16 protein-coding genes and 1 tRNA gene are annotated in these 15,783 nt (G+C 62.6%); 13 read left to right on the forward strand and 4 right to left on the reverse strand.

Annotation, left to right across the window (positions count from 1 at the left end; translation table 11 throughout):
- Positions 1-11 precede the first annotated feature (11 nt).
- Positions 12-248 (forward strand): hypothetical protein, encoded by a 237-nt coding sequence (locus A2I95_RS09795; RefSeq protein ID WP_291729583.1) that lies wholly within the window; start codon positions 12-14, stop codon positions 246-248.
- 509 nt (positions 249-757) lie between these two features.
- Here the strand turns inward: A2I95_RS09795 and A2I95_RS09800 are convergent.
- A tRNA-Ser gene (locus tag A2I95_RS09800) sits at positions 758-847 on the reverse strand.
- A gap of 241 nt (positions 848-1,088) precedes the next feature.
- Between A2I95_RS09800 and A2I95_RS09805 the strand changes: the two genes are divergently transcribed.
- The 7 genes from A2I95_RS09805 to A2I95_RS09835 all read left to right on the forward strand — a co-directional run bounded on the left by A2I95_RS09805 (position 1,089) and on the right by A2I95_RS09835 (position 7,703).
- The gene (locus A2I95_RS09805) at positions 1,089-2,012 is read left to right on the forward strand and encodes an SPOR domain-containing protein (RefSeq protein WP_291729584.1); all 924 of its coding nucleotides are present in this window, start codon (positions 1,089-1,091) and stop codon (positions 2,010-2,012) included.
- Complete coding sequence (locus A2I95_RS09810) at positions 1,996-3,210, forward strand: D-alanyl-D-alanine carboxypeptidase family protein (RefSeq protein ID WP_291729585.1); 1,215 nt, start codon at positions 1,996-1,998, stop codon at positions 3,208-3,210. The genes A2I95_RS09805 and A2I95_RS09810 overlap by 17 nt, the downstream gene beginning before the upstream one ends.
- Positions 3,207-3,854, forward strand: coding sequence for a dTMP kinase (gene tmk, locus A2I95_RS09815; RefSeq protein WP_291729586.1), 648 nt, complete (start codon positions 3,207-3,209; stop codon positions 3,852-3,854). The genes A2I95_RS09810 and tmk overlap by 4 nt, the downstream gene beginning before the upstream one ends.
- Positions 3,851-4,969, forward strand: coding sequence for a DNA polymerase III subunit delta' (locus tag A2I95_RS09820; protein WP_291729587.1), 1,119 nt, complete (start codon positions 3,851-3,853; stop codon positions 4,967-4,969). Before tmk ends, A2I95_RS09820 begins: the two co-directional genes overlap by 4 nt.
- 41 nt (positions 4,970-5,010) lie before the next feature.
- Positions 5,011-5,820, forward strand: a complete 810-nt coding sequence (locus A2I95_RS09825; protein ID WP_291729588.1) for a TatD family hydrolase — start codon at positions 5,011-5,013, stop codon at positions 5,818-5,820.
- The gene (locus A2I95_RS09830) at positions 5,820-6,617 is read left to right on the forward strand and encodes an MBL fold metallo-hydrolase (protein ID WP_291729589.1); all 798 of its coding nucleotides are present in this window, start codon (positions 5,820-5,822) and stop codon (positions 6,615-6,617) included. Before A2I95_RS09825 ends, A2I95_RS09830 begins: the two co-directional genes overlap by 1 nt.
- 153 nt (positions 6,618-6,770) lie before the next feature.
- Positions 6,771-7,703 (forward strand): AEC family transporter, encoded by a 933-nt coding sequence (locus tag A2I95_RS09835; protein WP_291729590.1) that lies wholly within the window; start codon positions 6,771-6,773, stop codon positions 7,701-7,703.
- A gap of 87 nt (positions 7,704-7,790) precedes the next feature.
- On the opposite strand, the gene A2I95_RS09840 is transcribed toward A2I95_RS09835, so the two are convergent.
- The 3 genes from A2I95_RS09840 to A2I95_RS09850 all read right to left on the reverse strand — a co-directional run bounded on the left by A2I95_RS09840 (position 7,791) and on the right by A2I95_RS09850 (position 10,355).
- Positions 7,791-8,525, reverse strand: a complete 735-nt coding sequence (locus A2I95_RS09840; RefSeq protein ID WP_291729591.1) for an aspartate/glutamate racemase family protein — start codon at positions 8,523-8,525, stop codon at positions 7,791-7,793.
- Between the two features lie 9 nt (positions 8,526-8,534).
- Positions 8,535-9,227 carry a GntR family transcriptional regulator gene (locus A2I95_RS09845; protein WP_291729592.1) on the reverse strand — a complete coding sequence of 231 codons (693 nt, stop codon included), beginning with the start codon at positions 9,225-9,227 and terminating at the stop codon, positions 8,535-8,537.
- A 234-nt stretch (positions 9,228-9,461) separates the two neighbouring features.
- Positions 9,462-10,355 (reverse strand): LysR family transcriptional regulator, encoded by an 894-nt coding sequence (locus A2I95_RS09850; RefSeq protein ID WP_291729593.1) that lies wholly within the window; start codon positions 10,353-10,355, stop codon positions 9,462-9,464.
- Between the two features lie 103 nt (positions 10,356-10,458).
- On the opposite strand from A2I95_RS09850, the gene A2I95_RS09855 reads away from it, so the two are divergent.
- The 5 genes from A2I95_RS09855 (at position 10,459) to A2I95_RS09875 (ending at position 15,783) form a co-directional block, all read left to right on the forward strand.
- Complete coding sequence (locus A2I95_RS09855) at positions 10,459-11,586, forward strand: enolase C-terminal domain-like protein (protein ID WP_291729594.1); 1,128 nt, start codon at positions 10,459-10,461, stop codon at positions 11,584-11,586.
- The gene (locus A2I95_RS09860) at positions 11,583-12,836 is read left to right on the forward strand and encodes an FAD-binding oxidoreductase (protein ID WP_291729595.1); all 1,254 of its coding nucleotides are present in this window, start codon (positions 11,583-11,585) and stop codon (positions 12,834-12,836) included. Before A2I95_RS09855 ends, A2I95_RS09860 begins: the two co-directional genes overlap by 4 nt.
- A gap of 49 nt (positions 12,837-12,885) precedes the next feature.
- Positions 12,886-13,860 carry a TRAP transporter substrate-binding protein gene (locus tag A2I95_RS09865; protein ID WP_291729596.1) on the forward strand — a complete coding sequence of 325 codons (975 nt, stop codon included), beginning with the start codon at positions 12,886-12,888 and terminating at the stop codon, positions 13,858-13,860.
- A 73-nt stretch (positions 13,861-13,933) separates the two neighbouring features.
- Positions 13,934-14,467 (forward strand): TRAP transporter small permease, encoded by a 534-nt coding sequence (locus A2I95_RS09870; protein ID WP_291729597.1) that lies wholly within the window; start codon positions 13,934-13,936, stop codon positions 14,465-14,467.
- A gap of 5 nt (positions 14,468-14,472) precedes the next feature.
- Entirely contained in the window at positions 14,473-15,783 is a 1,311-nt protein-coding gene (locus tag A2I95_RS09875; RefSeq protein WP_291729598.1) for a TRAP transporter large permease subunit, read from the forward strand.

A 15,783-nucleotide genomic window follows, 5' to 3' on the forward strand; every position in this document is an offset into this window, starting at 1 on the left:
GCGTCACCGCCTTGATCGGCGCACTTCAGCTGACGTTTGATTTCAGTGGGCGGGCACGCACTCACCAAATGCTTCAGCACGACTACTACCAAGCGCTGGCCAATTTTCAGAGAATTACCGATCCGACCGAGAGCGACGTCGCAGAGGCGAATTCGCAGCTCACCACAATCATGGCTCATGAGCCGCCCGTGATGCGGGCCGTCGATGCCAAAGCACACAATGACGCTATAGATGCCACGGGCTTTTAAGAGCAAGACCAGAGGCTCAAGGTGCCGTTGTGGCACCACTTGCTCCGGAACTTCATTGGCTTTGAAGGCAAGAACTACCCAACCTTCAATGAAGTCGAAATCCTCAAACACAAGGCTCTCGAAGCCAAGAAAGGAAAAACACCTAATGCAACGACGCAATAACAGTTCATTCGGCGGCAAGCTGATAAATAATGGCTGGGGAGCCAGACAGCCACAGAAGCCAACGAAAGACGGCGGAAGCTCCAAGGAGAAATAGCAATCAACCCTCCTCACGCCGCCTGCTCCATCGCCTGCACCGATCAGCAGATCGCGGCGATCACCGGCCACAAGAGCCTGTCCATGGTCCAGAAATATTCGAAAGGCGCGTGTCAAAAGCGCCTGGCAAAAGAGGCTCAAGACCTTCGGGAACGGAACAAAAACAGATCATGAACGTGGGGAATTTTTTGGGGAAACCCAAAATCACCCCTTCGGGGCGGTCGATCAAGGTGGCAGCTAACTAGTTGATTTTGTGGCGGGGAGACAGGGATTCGAACCCTGGGAACGCTCTCACGTTCAACGGTTTTCAAGACCGCCGCATTCGACCACTCTGCCACCTCCCCGGTCCGATCAGCGGTTTAGGACGCAAAACCGGGTGAGGCAAGGGGAAATCTGCAGTGCAAGGGAAAAGCCCGGACCTCCGCCCGCCGCGCGGATTCATGCCGCCCTTGCGGGTTTCCTTTGTGCCGCGGCCCGTCAGGGTTTTCATGGCCGTATGCGCAGGCTATCATGCCGCCAAATCAAGAAGACCGGGCATTCCGGCGAGGGCGCAAAAGCGCCGCGGGCACAGGCAAGGATGAGAGCATGAAAGACACCATGTCGACAGCAAAGACGGCCCCGCGGATTGCCGCGGCGGTCTTGGGCCTGCTGCTGATGGCAGGCTGTGAAGACGGGCCGAAACTGGCCTTTTTGCAACCCAAAGCCAAAGCCGAAGGGGAGGTTCAGGCCTCCAGCAGCACCAGGCTGGTCGAGCGCGACGTGGAAGCCCCCGAAGTGTTCCAAGTGACCGAAGCGGGGCTTTGGGACGGGCGCCCGTCGATCGGCGGAGTCTGGGTGGCGCATCCCGACACCAAGGACCCGGAGCGGGTGATCATCCGTAACAATGCCAATGGCCAGTTTGTGATCGGCGCCCTGTTCCGGCGCGAGCGGGAAATCCCGGGTCCGCGGCTGCAGGTGTCCTCCGACGCCGCGGCAGCGCTGGGAATGCTGGCAGGCGCCCCGGCTGAGCTGAACGTCACCGCCCTGCGGCGTGAAGAAGTCAGCAATGAAAGCCCGGCTGAGGATCAGACAGCTGAGCTGCCCGGGGCAGATGCTGCCGAAGTGCTGGCCTCAGCGGCCGGGCAGGAAATCTCGGAAACGCCACTGGATCCGATTGCCGGCGCCGCCGCTGCGATTGAAGCTTCCGCCCCGGCTGCTCCGCCCGTGCCGGCGCAAACAGCGCCTGCACAGGCAGAGCCTGCTGCCGCACCGGCGGCCAAAGCGCAGAAATCCGCCCTGGGCAAACCCTACATCCAGATCGGAATCTTCAGTGTTGAAGCCAATGCCAAACGGACGGCCAACATGATGCGCAGCGCCGGCATGGTGCCGGTGGTGCGCGAGCAAGCCTCTAGCGGCAAAGCGTTCTGGCGGGTGCTGGTTGGCCCGGCGCAGAACAAGTCTGAACGCAGCCAGCTGTTGAAAAGCGTAAAGGAAACCGGATTTGCGGATGCCTATGCAGTCACCAATTAATCCCGGCGCCACGCGCCTGGGGCGCACTCTGATCTCTTCGCTGCAGCTGGCTTTGGCGGCGGGCCTGGCGGTCAGCCTGCAGGCGCTGCCGGCCGCCGCCTTTGATACCAAGGCAAAGGCGGCCTATGTACTGGACGCAGGCACCGATACGGTGCTGCTTTCAAAGAACGCCGATGTGCCGCTGCCGCCTGCCTCGATGTCCAAGCTGATGACGCTTTATGTGGCGTTTGAAGCTTTGCGCGACGGGCGGCTGACGCTGGACGAGACGCTGCCGGTCAGCGAGCACGCGATGAGCTACAAAGGCTCCACCATGTTCCTGGACACCCAGGACCGGGTGCGGGTTGAGGACTTGTTGCGCGGCATCATCGTACTGTCCGGCAATGACGCCTGCGTGGTGATCGCCGAGGCGCTGAGCCCGGACGGAACCGAGGCCGGTTTTGCCCGCTACATGACCAAGCGCGGCCAGGATCTGGGCATGACCGCCTCGACCTTTGCCAATTCCAACGGCTGGCCTGCTGCCGGGCACCGGATGTCGGTGCATGATTTGGCAATTCTGGCCGAGCGGATGATTGAAGACTTCCCGGAATATTATCCGCTGTTTGCCGAAACCAAGTTCGAATTCGATGGACGTGCGCCGTCCAACATCCGCAACCGCAATCCGCTGCTGAAGCTGGGCATCGGCGCGGATGGTTTGAAGACAGGCCATACCGAAGAAGCGGGCTATGGCCTGGTCGGCTCTGCCCAGCAGGGCGACCGGCGGGTGATCTTTGTGGTCTCTGGTCTCGACAGCGAGCGCGGGCGCGCAGAGGAGGCGGAAGCCCTCGTTAACTGGTCGTTTCGCCAATTTACCAAGAAAACCGTCGCCCAGGAGGGCGTCGCCATCGCCGAAGCCGAAATTTGGCGCGGGGCCGAGCAATCGGTAGGGTTGGTGCCGGCCAAGGATCTGGAGATCCTGCTGCCGTCGCTGTCAGCCAAGACCATTCAAGGCGAAGTTGTCTATAACGGCCCGATCGAGGCCCCGGTCGCGAAGGGCCAGCGCCTGGCGGAACTGGTGCTGCAGCCCGAGGAGCTGCCGGAGGTCCGGCTCCCATTGGTGGCCGAGGCTGACGTGCCCGCCGGCGGTTTTGTGGTCCGTGTGAAGACCGCGGCGCTGGTGCTGATCAAGCAGTTTCTGACCGGTCCCGAGGGGGCGCTGTGACGGCTGGCGCAGGGCGCGGCCTGTTCATTACCTTCGAAGGCATCGACGGGTCCGGGAAATCAACACAATGCCGCCTGCTGGCGGAGGCCCTGCAGGACGCAGGCCGTGATGTGGTGCTGACGCGCGAGCCGGGCGGCTCCCCCGGAGCTGAGGAAATCCGCCGTCTGGTGCTGGAAGGCGACCCCGACCGCTGGTCGGCAGAGACCGAGCTGCTGCTGTTCATGGCCGCCCGGCGCGACCATCTGGAACGCACCATTGAGCCTGCCCTGACGGCGGGCAAGGTAGTGATCTGCGACCGTTTTGCCGACAGCACCCGGATGTATCAGGGGGTGTCCCGCGGCGATCTGCGCCCCGCAGTGGACCAGATGCACAAACTGATGATCGGGCGCGAGCCGGACCTGACCCTGCTGATCGACATGGACCCGGCCACAGGGCTTGCACGTGCCAAGGGGCGGCAGGGCAAGGAAGAACGCTTCGAGGACTTCGGCATCGGGCTGCAGGAAAAGATGCGCGCAGGCTTCCTGGCGCTGGCGCAGGAGTTTGCGGACCGCTTCCGGGTGGTCGATGGCGCCCGCCCGCTGGAAGAGGTCGCCGCGGATGTGCGCCGGCTGGCGGATGAGGCCCTGGAAGGACCCGGCTCATGAGAACGGACGACGATCTGCCGCGCGCAGACCAGGCCGAGGGCGTCCCGCATCCGCGTGAAACCCAGCGGCTGATCGGCCAGGATGCGGCAGAACAGGATTTCCTGACCGCCTATAACTCCGACAGGTTGCACCACGGCTGGCTGCTGACCGGCCCGCAAGGCGTGGGCAAGGCCACGCTGGCCTGGCGGATAACCCGTTTCCTGCTGGCCACCCCCCCGGCGGAGGAAGGCCTGTTCGGTGCCCCGCCCCCACCCCGGAACCTGGACATTGATCCCGAACACCCGGTCTCGCACCGCATTCAGGCGCTGGCGGAGCCGGGGCTGGCGCCGATCACCCGCTCTTACGACGACAAGGGCAAGCTGCGCAGCCAGATCGTGGTGGATGACATCCGAAAGCTCAATCGCTTCTTCGGCCTGTCGGCCACTGACGGCGGGCGAAGGGTGGTGATTGTGGATGCTGCCGACGACATGAACGTGAGTGCGGCCAACGCGCTGCTGAAAATGCTGGAAGAACCGCCGGCCCGCACCACGATTCTGCTGATTTCGCACCAGCCTTCGCGTCTGTTGCCGACGATCCGGTCGCGCTGCCGCACCCTGCGGCTGGGTCCGCTGTCTGCACCGGACATGGAGGCGGCATTGGCGCAATCCGGGGTGGAACTGCCTGGGAACATGGAACACCTCGCCGCTTTGGCGGGAGGCTCCGTGGGCGCGGCACTGCGGCTGATCAATCTCGGCGGGCTCAGGATCTATGCCGAACTGGTGCAGATCCTTGCAACGATGCCGCGGCTGGACCGCCAGCGCGCCATGGCCCTGGCCGAGGCCGCCGCCCAGCGCGGTGCATCCGAGCGTTTTGAACTGCTGTTGTCGCTGACCGAGATGGCGCTGGCCCGGCTCGCACGCACGGGCGCAACCGGCGCGCCGCCAGCGCCAGAAGCGGCACCGCAGGAGGCGGCGATGCTGTCGCGGCTGTCGCCTGACCCGCGCAAGGCGCGCGCCTGGGCTGACCTCGCAGCAGAAGTGACTGCCCGCGCCCGCCACGGGCAGGCGGTGAACCTTGACCCTGCCGCGCTTGTCCTAGATACGGTTTTCAAGATGCAGGAAACCGCGTCGCGCTGAGGCCGGGAAGGCCCCGCGGCACTTACGGCGGCAGAGGATAGATGACCCAGACGACTCCCCAGATTACGGACAGCCATTGCCACCTGGACTTCCCCGATTTCGAGGGGCGGCTGGATGAGGTGATTGCCAGCGCGGCTGAGGCCGGCGTCACCCGGATGGTGACGATCTGCACCAAGATGAAAAATGAGCCGTCTGTGCGCGCGATTGCCGAGGCGCATGCGCCGGTGTTTTATGCCGCGGGCACCCACCCGATGAGTGCGGCGGATGAGCCGATGGTCCCGGTTGAGGAGCTGGTGGCCCTGGCGAAACATCCGAAATTTGTCGGCATCGGTGAAACGGGCCTTGATTACCACTACACCGCCGACAGCAAGGACGTGCAGCAGGAAAGTTTGCGCATTCATATTGCCGCCGCCCGCGAAACCGGCCTGCCGCTGATCATCCATGCCCGCGCCGCCGATGACGACATGGCGCGTATCCTGGGCGAGGAGATGAAGAACGGCACCTATACTTGCGTGATGCACTGCTTCTCCTCCTCGGCAGAGCTGGCGCGTGCCGCGCTGGATCTGGGGTTTTACCTGTCGATGTCCGGCATCGCCGCCTTTCCCAAAAGCCAGGAGCTGCGCGATATCTTTGCCGCCGCCCCGGTGGAACGCATTCTGGTCGAGACCGACGCCCCCTATCTGGCACCGCCGCCCTACCGCGGCAAACGCAACCAGCCTGCTTATACCGCCTTTACTGCCAAGGCCGGCGCGGAGGTGTTCGGCATGGACTACGCGGATTTTGCGGCGCAAACCCAGGCGAATTTCGACCGGCTGTTCTGGAAGGCTGCCCAGTATGAGGCCGCCGCCTGATGGCTGAGATGCGGTTCACCATCCTCGGCTCGGGATCCTCGGGCGGGGTGCCGCGGATTGGCGGCCATTGGGGCGACTGCGACCCCAAGAACCCCAAGAACCGGCGCCAGCGATGTTCGATGCTGGTGGAGCGTGTTGATGAGGGCGGCACGACATCCGTGCTGATCGACACCACCCCGGACATGCGCAACCAGCTGCTGGATGCTGAGGTCAGCCGCTTGGACGCCGTTGTCTATACCCATTCTCACGCCGACCACCTGCACGGCATAGACGACCTGCGCATGGTCTATTTCAACATGCGCCAGCGCATCCCTGTCTATGCCGATGGCGCCACTCAGAACGACCTTCTGAACCGGTTCGGTTATGCGTTTGCGCAGCCGGACGGATCGCCCTATCCGCCGATCCTGGACCTGAAGACCATTGGCGGGCCGTTCACAATAGAGGGCTCCGGAGGCGGGATCACATTCCGCCCTTTCGAGGTCAGCCATGGCTCGATCGACGCGCTGGGGTTCCGGATCGGCGGACTGGCCTATCTGCCGGATGTGTCCAGAATTCCGGACGCCGCCCTGCCGGAGCTGGAGGGGCTGGATATTTGGATCCTGGACGGGCTTCGGCGCACCCCGCACCCGACCCATTTCAGCTACACCGAAGCGCTGGAATGGTTTGAAAAGATGGCGCCCAAACGCGGCATTATCACCAACATGCATATCGACATGGATTACGCCAAGGTCGAGGGTGAAACCCCGGACCATATCACGCCAGCCTATGACGGCATGGTGATCCGGGTTGAGCTATAGCGCAATGCCGAGGTCTGTCGCCGCGCGCCCAGGCCCGTTGGGCAGACCGCAGACTTCATCTTTGCACAAATACTCCCGCCGGAGGCATCTGCGGTCAGAAGCCAGACGCTGCCCCCTGAACGGCAGCATCCCTTGCCTGCAAGGGGCAGGCTGATGTTTCAAAGCCTGATTGACGTCATCCTGCCGGTCTTCCTGGTTGTCGGCGCAGGCTACGCGGCGACCGCCAGGGACGTGCTGACCCAGGCGCATATCGAAGGCGTGATGAAATTTGCTCAAGGCTTTGCCATTCCCTGCCTGTTGTTCAAGGCGATGGCGGAGCTGGATCTATCCTCCAGCTTTGACCCGCGGCTGCTGGCGAGCTTTTACACCGGCGCTTTCACCTGTTTTCTGATCGGCGTGTTCGGCGCGCGTGTGCTGTTCAAGCGGGAGTGGGAGGACTGCATCGCCATTGGCTTTTGCTGCCTGTTTTCCAACTCGGTGCTGTTGGGCCTGCCGATCACCGAACGCGCCTTTGGACCGGAGAACCTGACCGGAAACTACGCAATTATCGCCTTCCATTCGCCGTTCTGTTACGGCGTCGGCATCACCGTGATGGAGATCGTGCGCAACCGCGGCGCGGGCGGGGTTAAAACCGTCTCGGCGGTGCTGAATGCAATGTTCCGCAATGTGCTGATCCTGGGAATTGCCCTGGGGTTTGCGGTGAATCTTTCCGGGCTCAACATTCCGCTGGTGGTGGATGAGGCACTGTCGCTGATCATCCGGGCCGCCCTGCCCTGCGCGCTGTTTGCGCTTGGCGGTGTGCTGGTGAAGTACCGCCCGGAGGGTGATCTGCGCGCAATCCTGTTTGTCTGCTTCACATCGCTGATGATCCATCCGGCGATTGTCTGGGTGCTGGGCTCAGCGCTGGCGTTGCCGCAGGATCTGTTCCGTTCGGGCGTTTTGAACGCGGCGATGGCGACCGGGTTCAACGGTTACATCTTTGCCAATATGTACGGGCGGGCAAGACGGGTGGCGGCCTCCTCGGTGCTGATCGCCACGGGGGCGAGCATCCTGACCGTATGGTTCTGGCTTCTGGTGCTGAGCTGACCGGTGCAGTGCAGCAGCGTCCCGCCCGGCATCAGCCGGGCAGCGCCCGCCGTCACAGTGTCGGCGGGCGCTCGCGCCGGTGACAGGTCACCAGCGCGGGTCGTCCAATTCCAGCGGGAAGCGCTTGGGCAGCAGGCCGGCCTGGAACCAGTTCACAAAGGAGTGGATAGAGAACACCGGCAACCCGGTGGCTTTGCGCACGTCGCGGGCATAAGGCACCATATTGGTGCATTCCAGCACAATGGCGCCGAGGTCCGGGATATCGGCCACCATTGCCCGGGCCGCGTCGATCATGTCCAGGCGGCAGGCAGCAAAGTCGATTTCCGGCGCGTCGCTCAGGATGTCGCGGGTAAAGGCCCGGCCGCCGTCGGTTCCGGCAATGGGCGTGTCCAGCGGCACGCCTGCGGCAACAAGGTGCGCCGGGGTCAACGTCGCCTTGGAAATCGTCAGGATACCGCAGCGCTTGCCTGCCGGCAGAAGGGTCTGCACCATCGGAACCTGCATCAACGAGGACGTCGCCACCGGCACCCCCAGCGCCTGTTTCACCTCGTCCTGGATCAGCGCCAGAAAGCCGCAGTTGGTGGTGATGCCGTCGGCGCCCATGGCGACCAGATCGCGGCCTGCATCCACAAAAAGCTCCACCAGTTCCCTGGGATTGCCACGCACCACGTTTTCGGGATTGGCGCCGCGCACTACCTTGTAATGCACCGGAAAGTCCCAGGTCATTGCATTGCCCATATCGCCATGGATACGGGGAAAGCGCGTTTCCAGCATCAGGATGCCAACCGCGGCCCCAAAAACCGTCTTGCCGCCGTGTTCCATGAGGATCCCCTATTCGTCCGGCACGTAGAGCTGGGAGAATGCGATGCGGACAGCTTCCGTCGCCTCTTCCCGGCGTTTTTCGATATGGCTGCGCATGGCCGATACGGCGGCCTCCGTGTTGCGGGCGGCGATGCCCTCTACAATCTGGCGGTGGGCCGAGATATCGCCCGGCGCCTTGCCCCCGGCCCGGTCGCGCATCCGCTTGAGGTCAATGAGGCGGATATAACGGATCCGGCCATTAAGGTTGTTGAGGATCCGCCGCAGTTCGCTGTTGCCGGAAAGCTGCGCCAACCGGGCGTGGAAGCTTTCGTCCATCGCCAGAAGTTCTCCCGGATCGGTGGCGCTTTCATACTCCGGTTCCATCCGGTTGAGGTAATCCGCCAGCGCCGCGATGTCCGCGTCCGGGGCACGGCTGCAGGCCAGCCGGGTGGCCTCGCATTCCACGCCCACCCGGGCCTCATAGAGGTCCATGATGTAGTTGGGGGTCAGCGGACGGCAGAAAAAGCCGCGGTTGTTCTGGAAGGTGAGGAACCCTTCGGCCACCAGCCGGTTCAGCGCCTCGCGCAGCGGCGTGCGGCTGGCGCCCAGCACCTCGGACAGCGCGCTTTCGTTGATCCGCTGGTCGGGCTTAAAGGCAAAATCCGCCGCCATCCGGCGCAATGCCTCGTAAACCCTGTCCACATTGCTTTCGCGCTTGGCCATTGTTCCGCCATTCCTTCACTCTGCGGTGCAGACTAGGCGGGACTTCAGATTTGCGCAACATTGAATTCTTAATTGCATACAATTTCTCGGCACAAAAGGACAGCTCTTCAGCCCCCTCTCCTTTGACTAGGTTGCTCCCAAGATACAGTGGGCTGCGCCTGGACCTGGGTGGGCGCACAAGCGCCCTCCCGTGGCGAGGGCCGGGCAAAGGTTTTCAGAAAAGAGCCAGTCTTCTTATGCTGTATACGGCGCCAGTTCCCGTTTCAGCAGCGCCAGAAACTCTTGCCCCACCGCCGACAACGGCCGGGACTTGGAGGTGATCACCGCCATTTCCATCATGATCCGCGGCCGGAACGGGCGGGAGACAAAGCCGCCGCCGGCCTCGAAGTCCAGCACAAAGGGATCAAGAACCGAGACGCCCATCCCCTCCTGCACAAAGCTGAGAAGGTTCTTGAACAGATGCGAATGCACCCGGGTCTTCAGAGGGATACCAGCCTGCTGGAACACCTCGCGGGTGCGGCGGTGGGTCATGTGCTCCGGCCCCATCACGATGAAGGGCACGCCGTCCAGCAGTTCGGGAGTCAGCACCTCATGTTCCGCCAGCGGGCTGTCCGCCGGAATTGCCAGCCGGGTTTCGACAGTGATCGGATGCACCTCCAGCCCGTCGTGGATCAGCGGCATCTCGCAGACGCCGATTTCGAACAGGCCTGCGATGACCCATTCCTGGATCTTCAAAGAATACTGCGCCTGAAAGGAGATCGACAGGTCCGGCCGGTCGCGGGCAAAGCGAGCGATCAGCGCAGGCATGAAACCGAAGGACATGGAGTGTTGCGACGCGACCTGCAATTGACCTGCTTGCTTGTTCTGCAGGTCCGTGACCGCCTGCGCCACGTGGTCGAGACCGCGCACCACGGTGTCGACCTCCTGAAACAGAACGCCTGCTTCGGGTGTTGGGATCAGGCGGCCTTTGCTGCGTTCGAACAGTTTCAAGCGGGTCTGGCGCTCCAGCTGGTAGAGCAGGTTTGAAATGCCGGGCTGGGAAATGCCCAGCTGCTCGGCGGCGCCGGTGACAGTGCCGGTTTCAACAATCGCGTGGAACGCCTGCAGCTGGCGGAAGCGGAGGGACATCTAAAGAAACATCATTTTTCATGATACCTTGGCCAATTCTTTGTATTGGTAATGATGATTTAGTCAAGGCAGACTTTGCCAAGCTTCTGGGAGGAAGAGCAAAGTGCTGGAACAAAAGATTGCCGGGATGGATTTGTGGCATCTCGCGCTGCCTGTGATGTCGCGCCGCGACCATGGGATCGGGTCTGTTGAGGGCTCCTGTGAGGTTATTATCCTGCGCCTGCGCAGTGAAAGCGGGGCTGAGGGCTATGGCGAGGCCTCGACCTGGTCGGTGTTCACCGGTACGCCGGAGGCCAGCCTGGCCGCATTGGACCGCTATATCCGCCCGCTGGTGGTTGGCCGCCGGGTGGCGGACCGCGCCGCGATCATGGAGGATGCCGCCAAGGCAGTCGCTCATTGCACCGAGGCCAAGGCGGCGCTGGATAGCGCCCTGCTGGACCTGACCGGACGGATCACCGGGTCGCCGGCCTGGGCGCTGCTGGGAGGCAAGTGCCGGGATACCATCCCGCTCAGCTGTTCGATTGCTGATCCGGACTTTGACAAGGACATCGACCTGCTGCACCGGCTGCGCGCCGATCAGGTCGGGCTGATCAAGCTGAAGACCGGCTTCAAGGATCATGCCTTTGATATCATGCGTCTGGAGCGGATCGCCAAGGACTTCCCGGAATTCCGGGTGCGGGTGGATTACAATCAGGGCCTGAGCATCGAGGACGCGCCAGATCAGGTCCGCGATGTGGCAGAGTTCAAGCCGGATTTCATCGAACAGCCGGTGCGGTTCCATCATTTTGGCATGATGGCCAAATTGCGCGGGATGATTGACGTGCCGCTTTTGGCGGATGAAAGCGTCTTTGGCCCCGAGGATATGGTGCGGGCCGCGCGGGACGGCATCTGCGACGGGGTGTCGGTCAAGATCATGAAATCGGGCGGCCTCACCCGCGGCCAGACGGTGGCCCGGATTGCGGCAGCGAACGGGCTGTCGGCCTATGGCGGCGACATGTTTGAGGCCGGGCTGGCGCATCTGGCGGGCACCCACATGATTGCGGCGACGCCCGAGATCAAGCTGGGCTGCGAGTTTTATCAGGCGAGTTACTTCCTGAAGGAAGATATTCTGGAGACGCCTTTCCAGATTGCGGATGGCCAGGTGGTGGTGCCGGACGGCCCAGGCCTGGGCATCAAGCCTGATGTCGGGAAGCTGGACCGTTACGCGGTCTCCAAGAAGGTTGCGGCATGAGCAAGGCCAAGAAAACCGTTGCCATTGTCGGCGCCGGTATTGTCGGCGTCTCGGCGGCAATCGAGCTGCAGCGCGACGGGCATCAGGTGATCCTGATCGACGGCAAGGGGCCAGGTGAAGGCACCAGCCATGGCAATGGCGGCATCCTGGCGTCCTGTTCGATTGTGCCGGTGACGGGTCCCGGGCTCTGGAAGAAGGCGCCGAAGATGCTGCTGGACCCGGGCCAGCCCCTGTTCATGCGCTGGGGCTATCTGCCCAAGCTGGCGCCCTGGCTGATGAAATACATGGGCCATGCCAATGCCGAGGATACCGCCCGCATTGCTGCGGCGCTCGCGCCGGTGGTGGGAGATTCGCTGGCGGATCACCAGGCGCTGGCGGCGGGCACTGCAGCGGAGCGGCATCTAAAGCCCTCGGACTATCTGTTTATCTACAACGACCGGGCGCATTTCGGCGAGGATGCCTTTGGCTGGGGCCTGCGCAGGAAACACGGCTTTGAATGGGATGAGCTGGAGGACGCGGATTTCCGGACCTATGACGATATCTATGCGCAGGAATTCGGCTTTGCCGCGCGGCTGAAGAATCACGGGATCATTTCCGATCCGGGCCTGTATGTGAAGGATCTGGCCGCGCATGTAGTGGCCAATGGCGGCCAGTTGATCCAGGCCTTTATCGAGGATGTGGCCCGCGAGAGTGGGCAAGTGACCGGCGTGCAGGCGAGCGGCGAGACTATTCCTTGCGACGCCGTTGTCGTGGCCACCGGTGTGTGGTCCAAGCCGCTGGCAGAGAAACTGGGAATTTCCGTACCACTGGAAGCAGAACGCGGCTATCATCTTGAATTGTGGGAGCCTTCGGCGATGCCAAAGGCGCCTGTCATGGTGGCAGCGGCCAAATGCGTGGTGACCCCGATGCAGGGACGGATCCGGATTGCGGGCATTGTGGAATTCGGCGGGCTGGAGGCCGGGCCGTCGAAAGGCCCGCTGGAACTGCTGCGCAAAAACGCGCGGCGCATCCTGCCCGGTGTCACCTGGAAGCATGAAGAGGAATGGCTGGGCTACCGGCCGGCGCCTGCGGACTCGATCCCGGTGATTGGCGAAGTTCCCGGCCTGTCCGGCGCCTATGTCGGCTTTGGCCACCATCACATCGGCCTGACTGGCGGGCCGAAGACAGGCCGCCTGCTGGCGCAGATGATTTCGGGCCGCACCCCGAACATGGACATGAGCGCCTATGACCCGGCGCGCTATGCGATTTGAAACCAACCAGCGCCCCATAAGGGGCCAAGACTGAAACAGGGAGAAGACCATGAAGAAACTGACCAGACTGCTGGCCGCCACCGCGCTGACTGCGACTGCCGCTCTGCCCGCCGCCGCCGAGACCTGGGACATGCCGATGGCCTATTCGGCCTCCAACTTCCACTCGGCCACCGGCGCGGAGTTCGCTCAATGCGTGACCACCGGCACCGGCGGCGAAGTTGAGATCAAAACCCACCCGTCGGGTTCGCTGTTCAAGGGCGCCGACATCAAGCGCGCGGTGCAGACAGGCCAGGCACCGATCGGCGAGCGGCTGCTGTCCGGCCACCAGAATGAAAACGCGCTGTTCGGTTTTGACTCGATCCCGTTCCTGGCAACCTCCTTTGATGACAGCGACAAACTGTGGAAGGCCGCCAAGCCGGCGATTGAAAACCTGCTGGCCGAGCAGAACCTGACCTTGCTTTATGCCGTTCCGTGGCCGCCGCAGGGGCTGTATTTCAAGAACGAAGTGAATTCAGTCGCCGAGATGAAGGGCATCAAGTTCCGCTCCTACAACAACGCCACGTCGCGGCTGGCGGAGCTGACCGGCATGCTGCCGGTGACGATTGAGGCGGCTGAAATCAGCCAGGCGTTTGCCACCGGCGTTGCGGACTCGATGGTGTCGTCGGGCTCCACCGGCTATGACCGCAAGGTCTGGGAAAGCCTGAGCTATTTCTACGAAGTGGATGCCTGGCTGCCGCGCAACTATGTGTTTGTGAACACCGAAATCTGGAACGGCACCTCGGAGGCCAGCCAGAACGTGATCAAGGGCTGCGCCAAGCTGGCGGAATACGCGGGCAACTGGCGCGCCAAGGAATACACCGGTTTCACCCTGCAGGGCCTGCGTGACGGCGGCATGAATGTGGGTCCGGCGTCCGAGCAAATGACCGGCGAGCTGAAGGAAATCGGCGTCACCATGACCAACGAATGGCTGGAAGCCGCGGGTGACGAGGGCAAGGCCATCGTCGACGCCTTCAACGCCGAATAATCAGACTGATTGATACGGGCGGCGCGGCAGGTGCCGCCCGTATTCTCATAATAATAGTGCCGATGGGGATGATATGACTGTGCTCAGGGGGCTGCGCTCCGGACTGGATTTTCTCTACCTTGCGGCAGGGGTGCTGGCCGCCCTCTGCCTGATTGCCATTCTGGGACTGATCGTTGTTCAGATGCTGGCCCGCTGGACCGGCGAGGTCTTCCCCGGCGCGCCGGATTATGCCGGCTACGCGATGGCGGCGGCCTCGTTCCTGGCTTTTGCCAACGCGCTGAACCGCGGCAGCCATATCCGGGTGTCGATCCTGCTGAATGCCGTGCCTGACCGCTTTCGCCGGGTTCTGGAGATCTGGTGCTTCGGCATCGGCACCGCGGTGATGTGGTATTTCACCTATTACGCCTACCGCTTTGTCTATTGGAGCTGGAAGTTCAACGACGTGAGCCAGGGCCAGGACCGCACGCCCTTGTGGATGCCACAAAGCGTAATGCTGTTTGGCGGGGTCGTTCTGGCCATCGCCCTTACCGATCACCTGATCCATGTGATTTTCCGCGGTGACCACCGCATCACTCGGGATCTGGAAGACCAGAGCCACGCGGAGTAAGCCCCATGGAAAATATCTCAGTCATCATTCTGTTTCTCTTCGTGCTGTTCACCCTTCTGGGCAGCGGCGTCTGGGTGGGCCTGGCGCTGATGGGCGTGGCCTGGGTCGGCATGGAGCTGTTCACCACCCGTCCCGTCGGCGACGTGATGCTGACCACGATCTGGTCGGCCTCCTCCAGCTGGACGCTGACCGCGCTGCCGATGTTCATCTGGATGGGTGAAATCCTCTATCGGACCCGACTGTCCGAGGACATGTTCAAGGGGCTTAGCCCTTGGATGGCCCCCCTGCCCGGCGGGCTGGTGCATACCAATATCGTCGGCTGCACAGTGTTTGCCGCGGTCTCCGGCTCCTCTGCCGCAACGCTGACCACCGTGGGCAAGATGTCGATCCCGGAACTGCGCAAGCGCAACTACCCGGAGAAGATGATTATCGGCACGCTCACAGGCGCGGCAACGCTGGGGCTGATGATCCCGCCGTCGCTGACGCTGATCGTCTATGGTGTCACCATCAATGAATCCATCACCAAGCTGTTCTTTGCCGGCATCCTGCCCGGTCTGGTGCTGGCGGCAATGTTCATGGGCTATGTGGCGATCTATTCCAAGGTGGGCAAAGACTGGCAGCCGAATACCGAAGCCAAGCTGACCTTTGCCGAAAAAATCCGCAACTCCCGCTTCCTGGCGCCGGTGATCGCGCTGATCGTCGTGGTGATCGGCTCCATGTACCTAGGGTTTGCCACCGCGACCGAGGCCGCGGCATTCGGGGTCATCGGTTCGCTGCTGCTGGCGCTAGGCCAGGGTTCGCTGAACTGGAAAACCTTCACCGAGAGCCTGATGGGCGCCACCCGCACCAGCGCGATGATTGCGCTGATCCTGGCGGGGGCGGCGTTCCTGTCGCTGTCGATGGGCTTTACCGGACTTCCGCGCGGGCTGGCGGACCTGATCGCGGGATGGGAGCTGTCGCGTATCGAACTCCTGATGGTGCTCCTGGTGTTCTACGTCGTGCTGGGCTGTTTCCTCGACGGTATCTCCTCGGTGGTGCTGACGATGGCGGTGGTGGAGCCGATGATCCGCCAGGCGGGCATTGATCTGATCTGGTTCGGCATTTTCATCGTTGTGGTTGTCGAGATGGCGCAGATCACCCCACCGATCGGCTTCAACCTGTTTGTGATGCAAGGCATGACCCACCACGAGATGAGCTATATCGCCCGCGCCGCGATCCCGATGTTCCTGATCATGGTGCTGATGGTGTTTGTGCTGATCGCCTTCCCGGAGCTGGCGACCTATCTGCCGAACAACCTCAGACCAGGACCAGTCTAG

The organism is Leisingera sp. F5, from assembly GCF_001593695.1.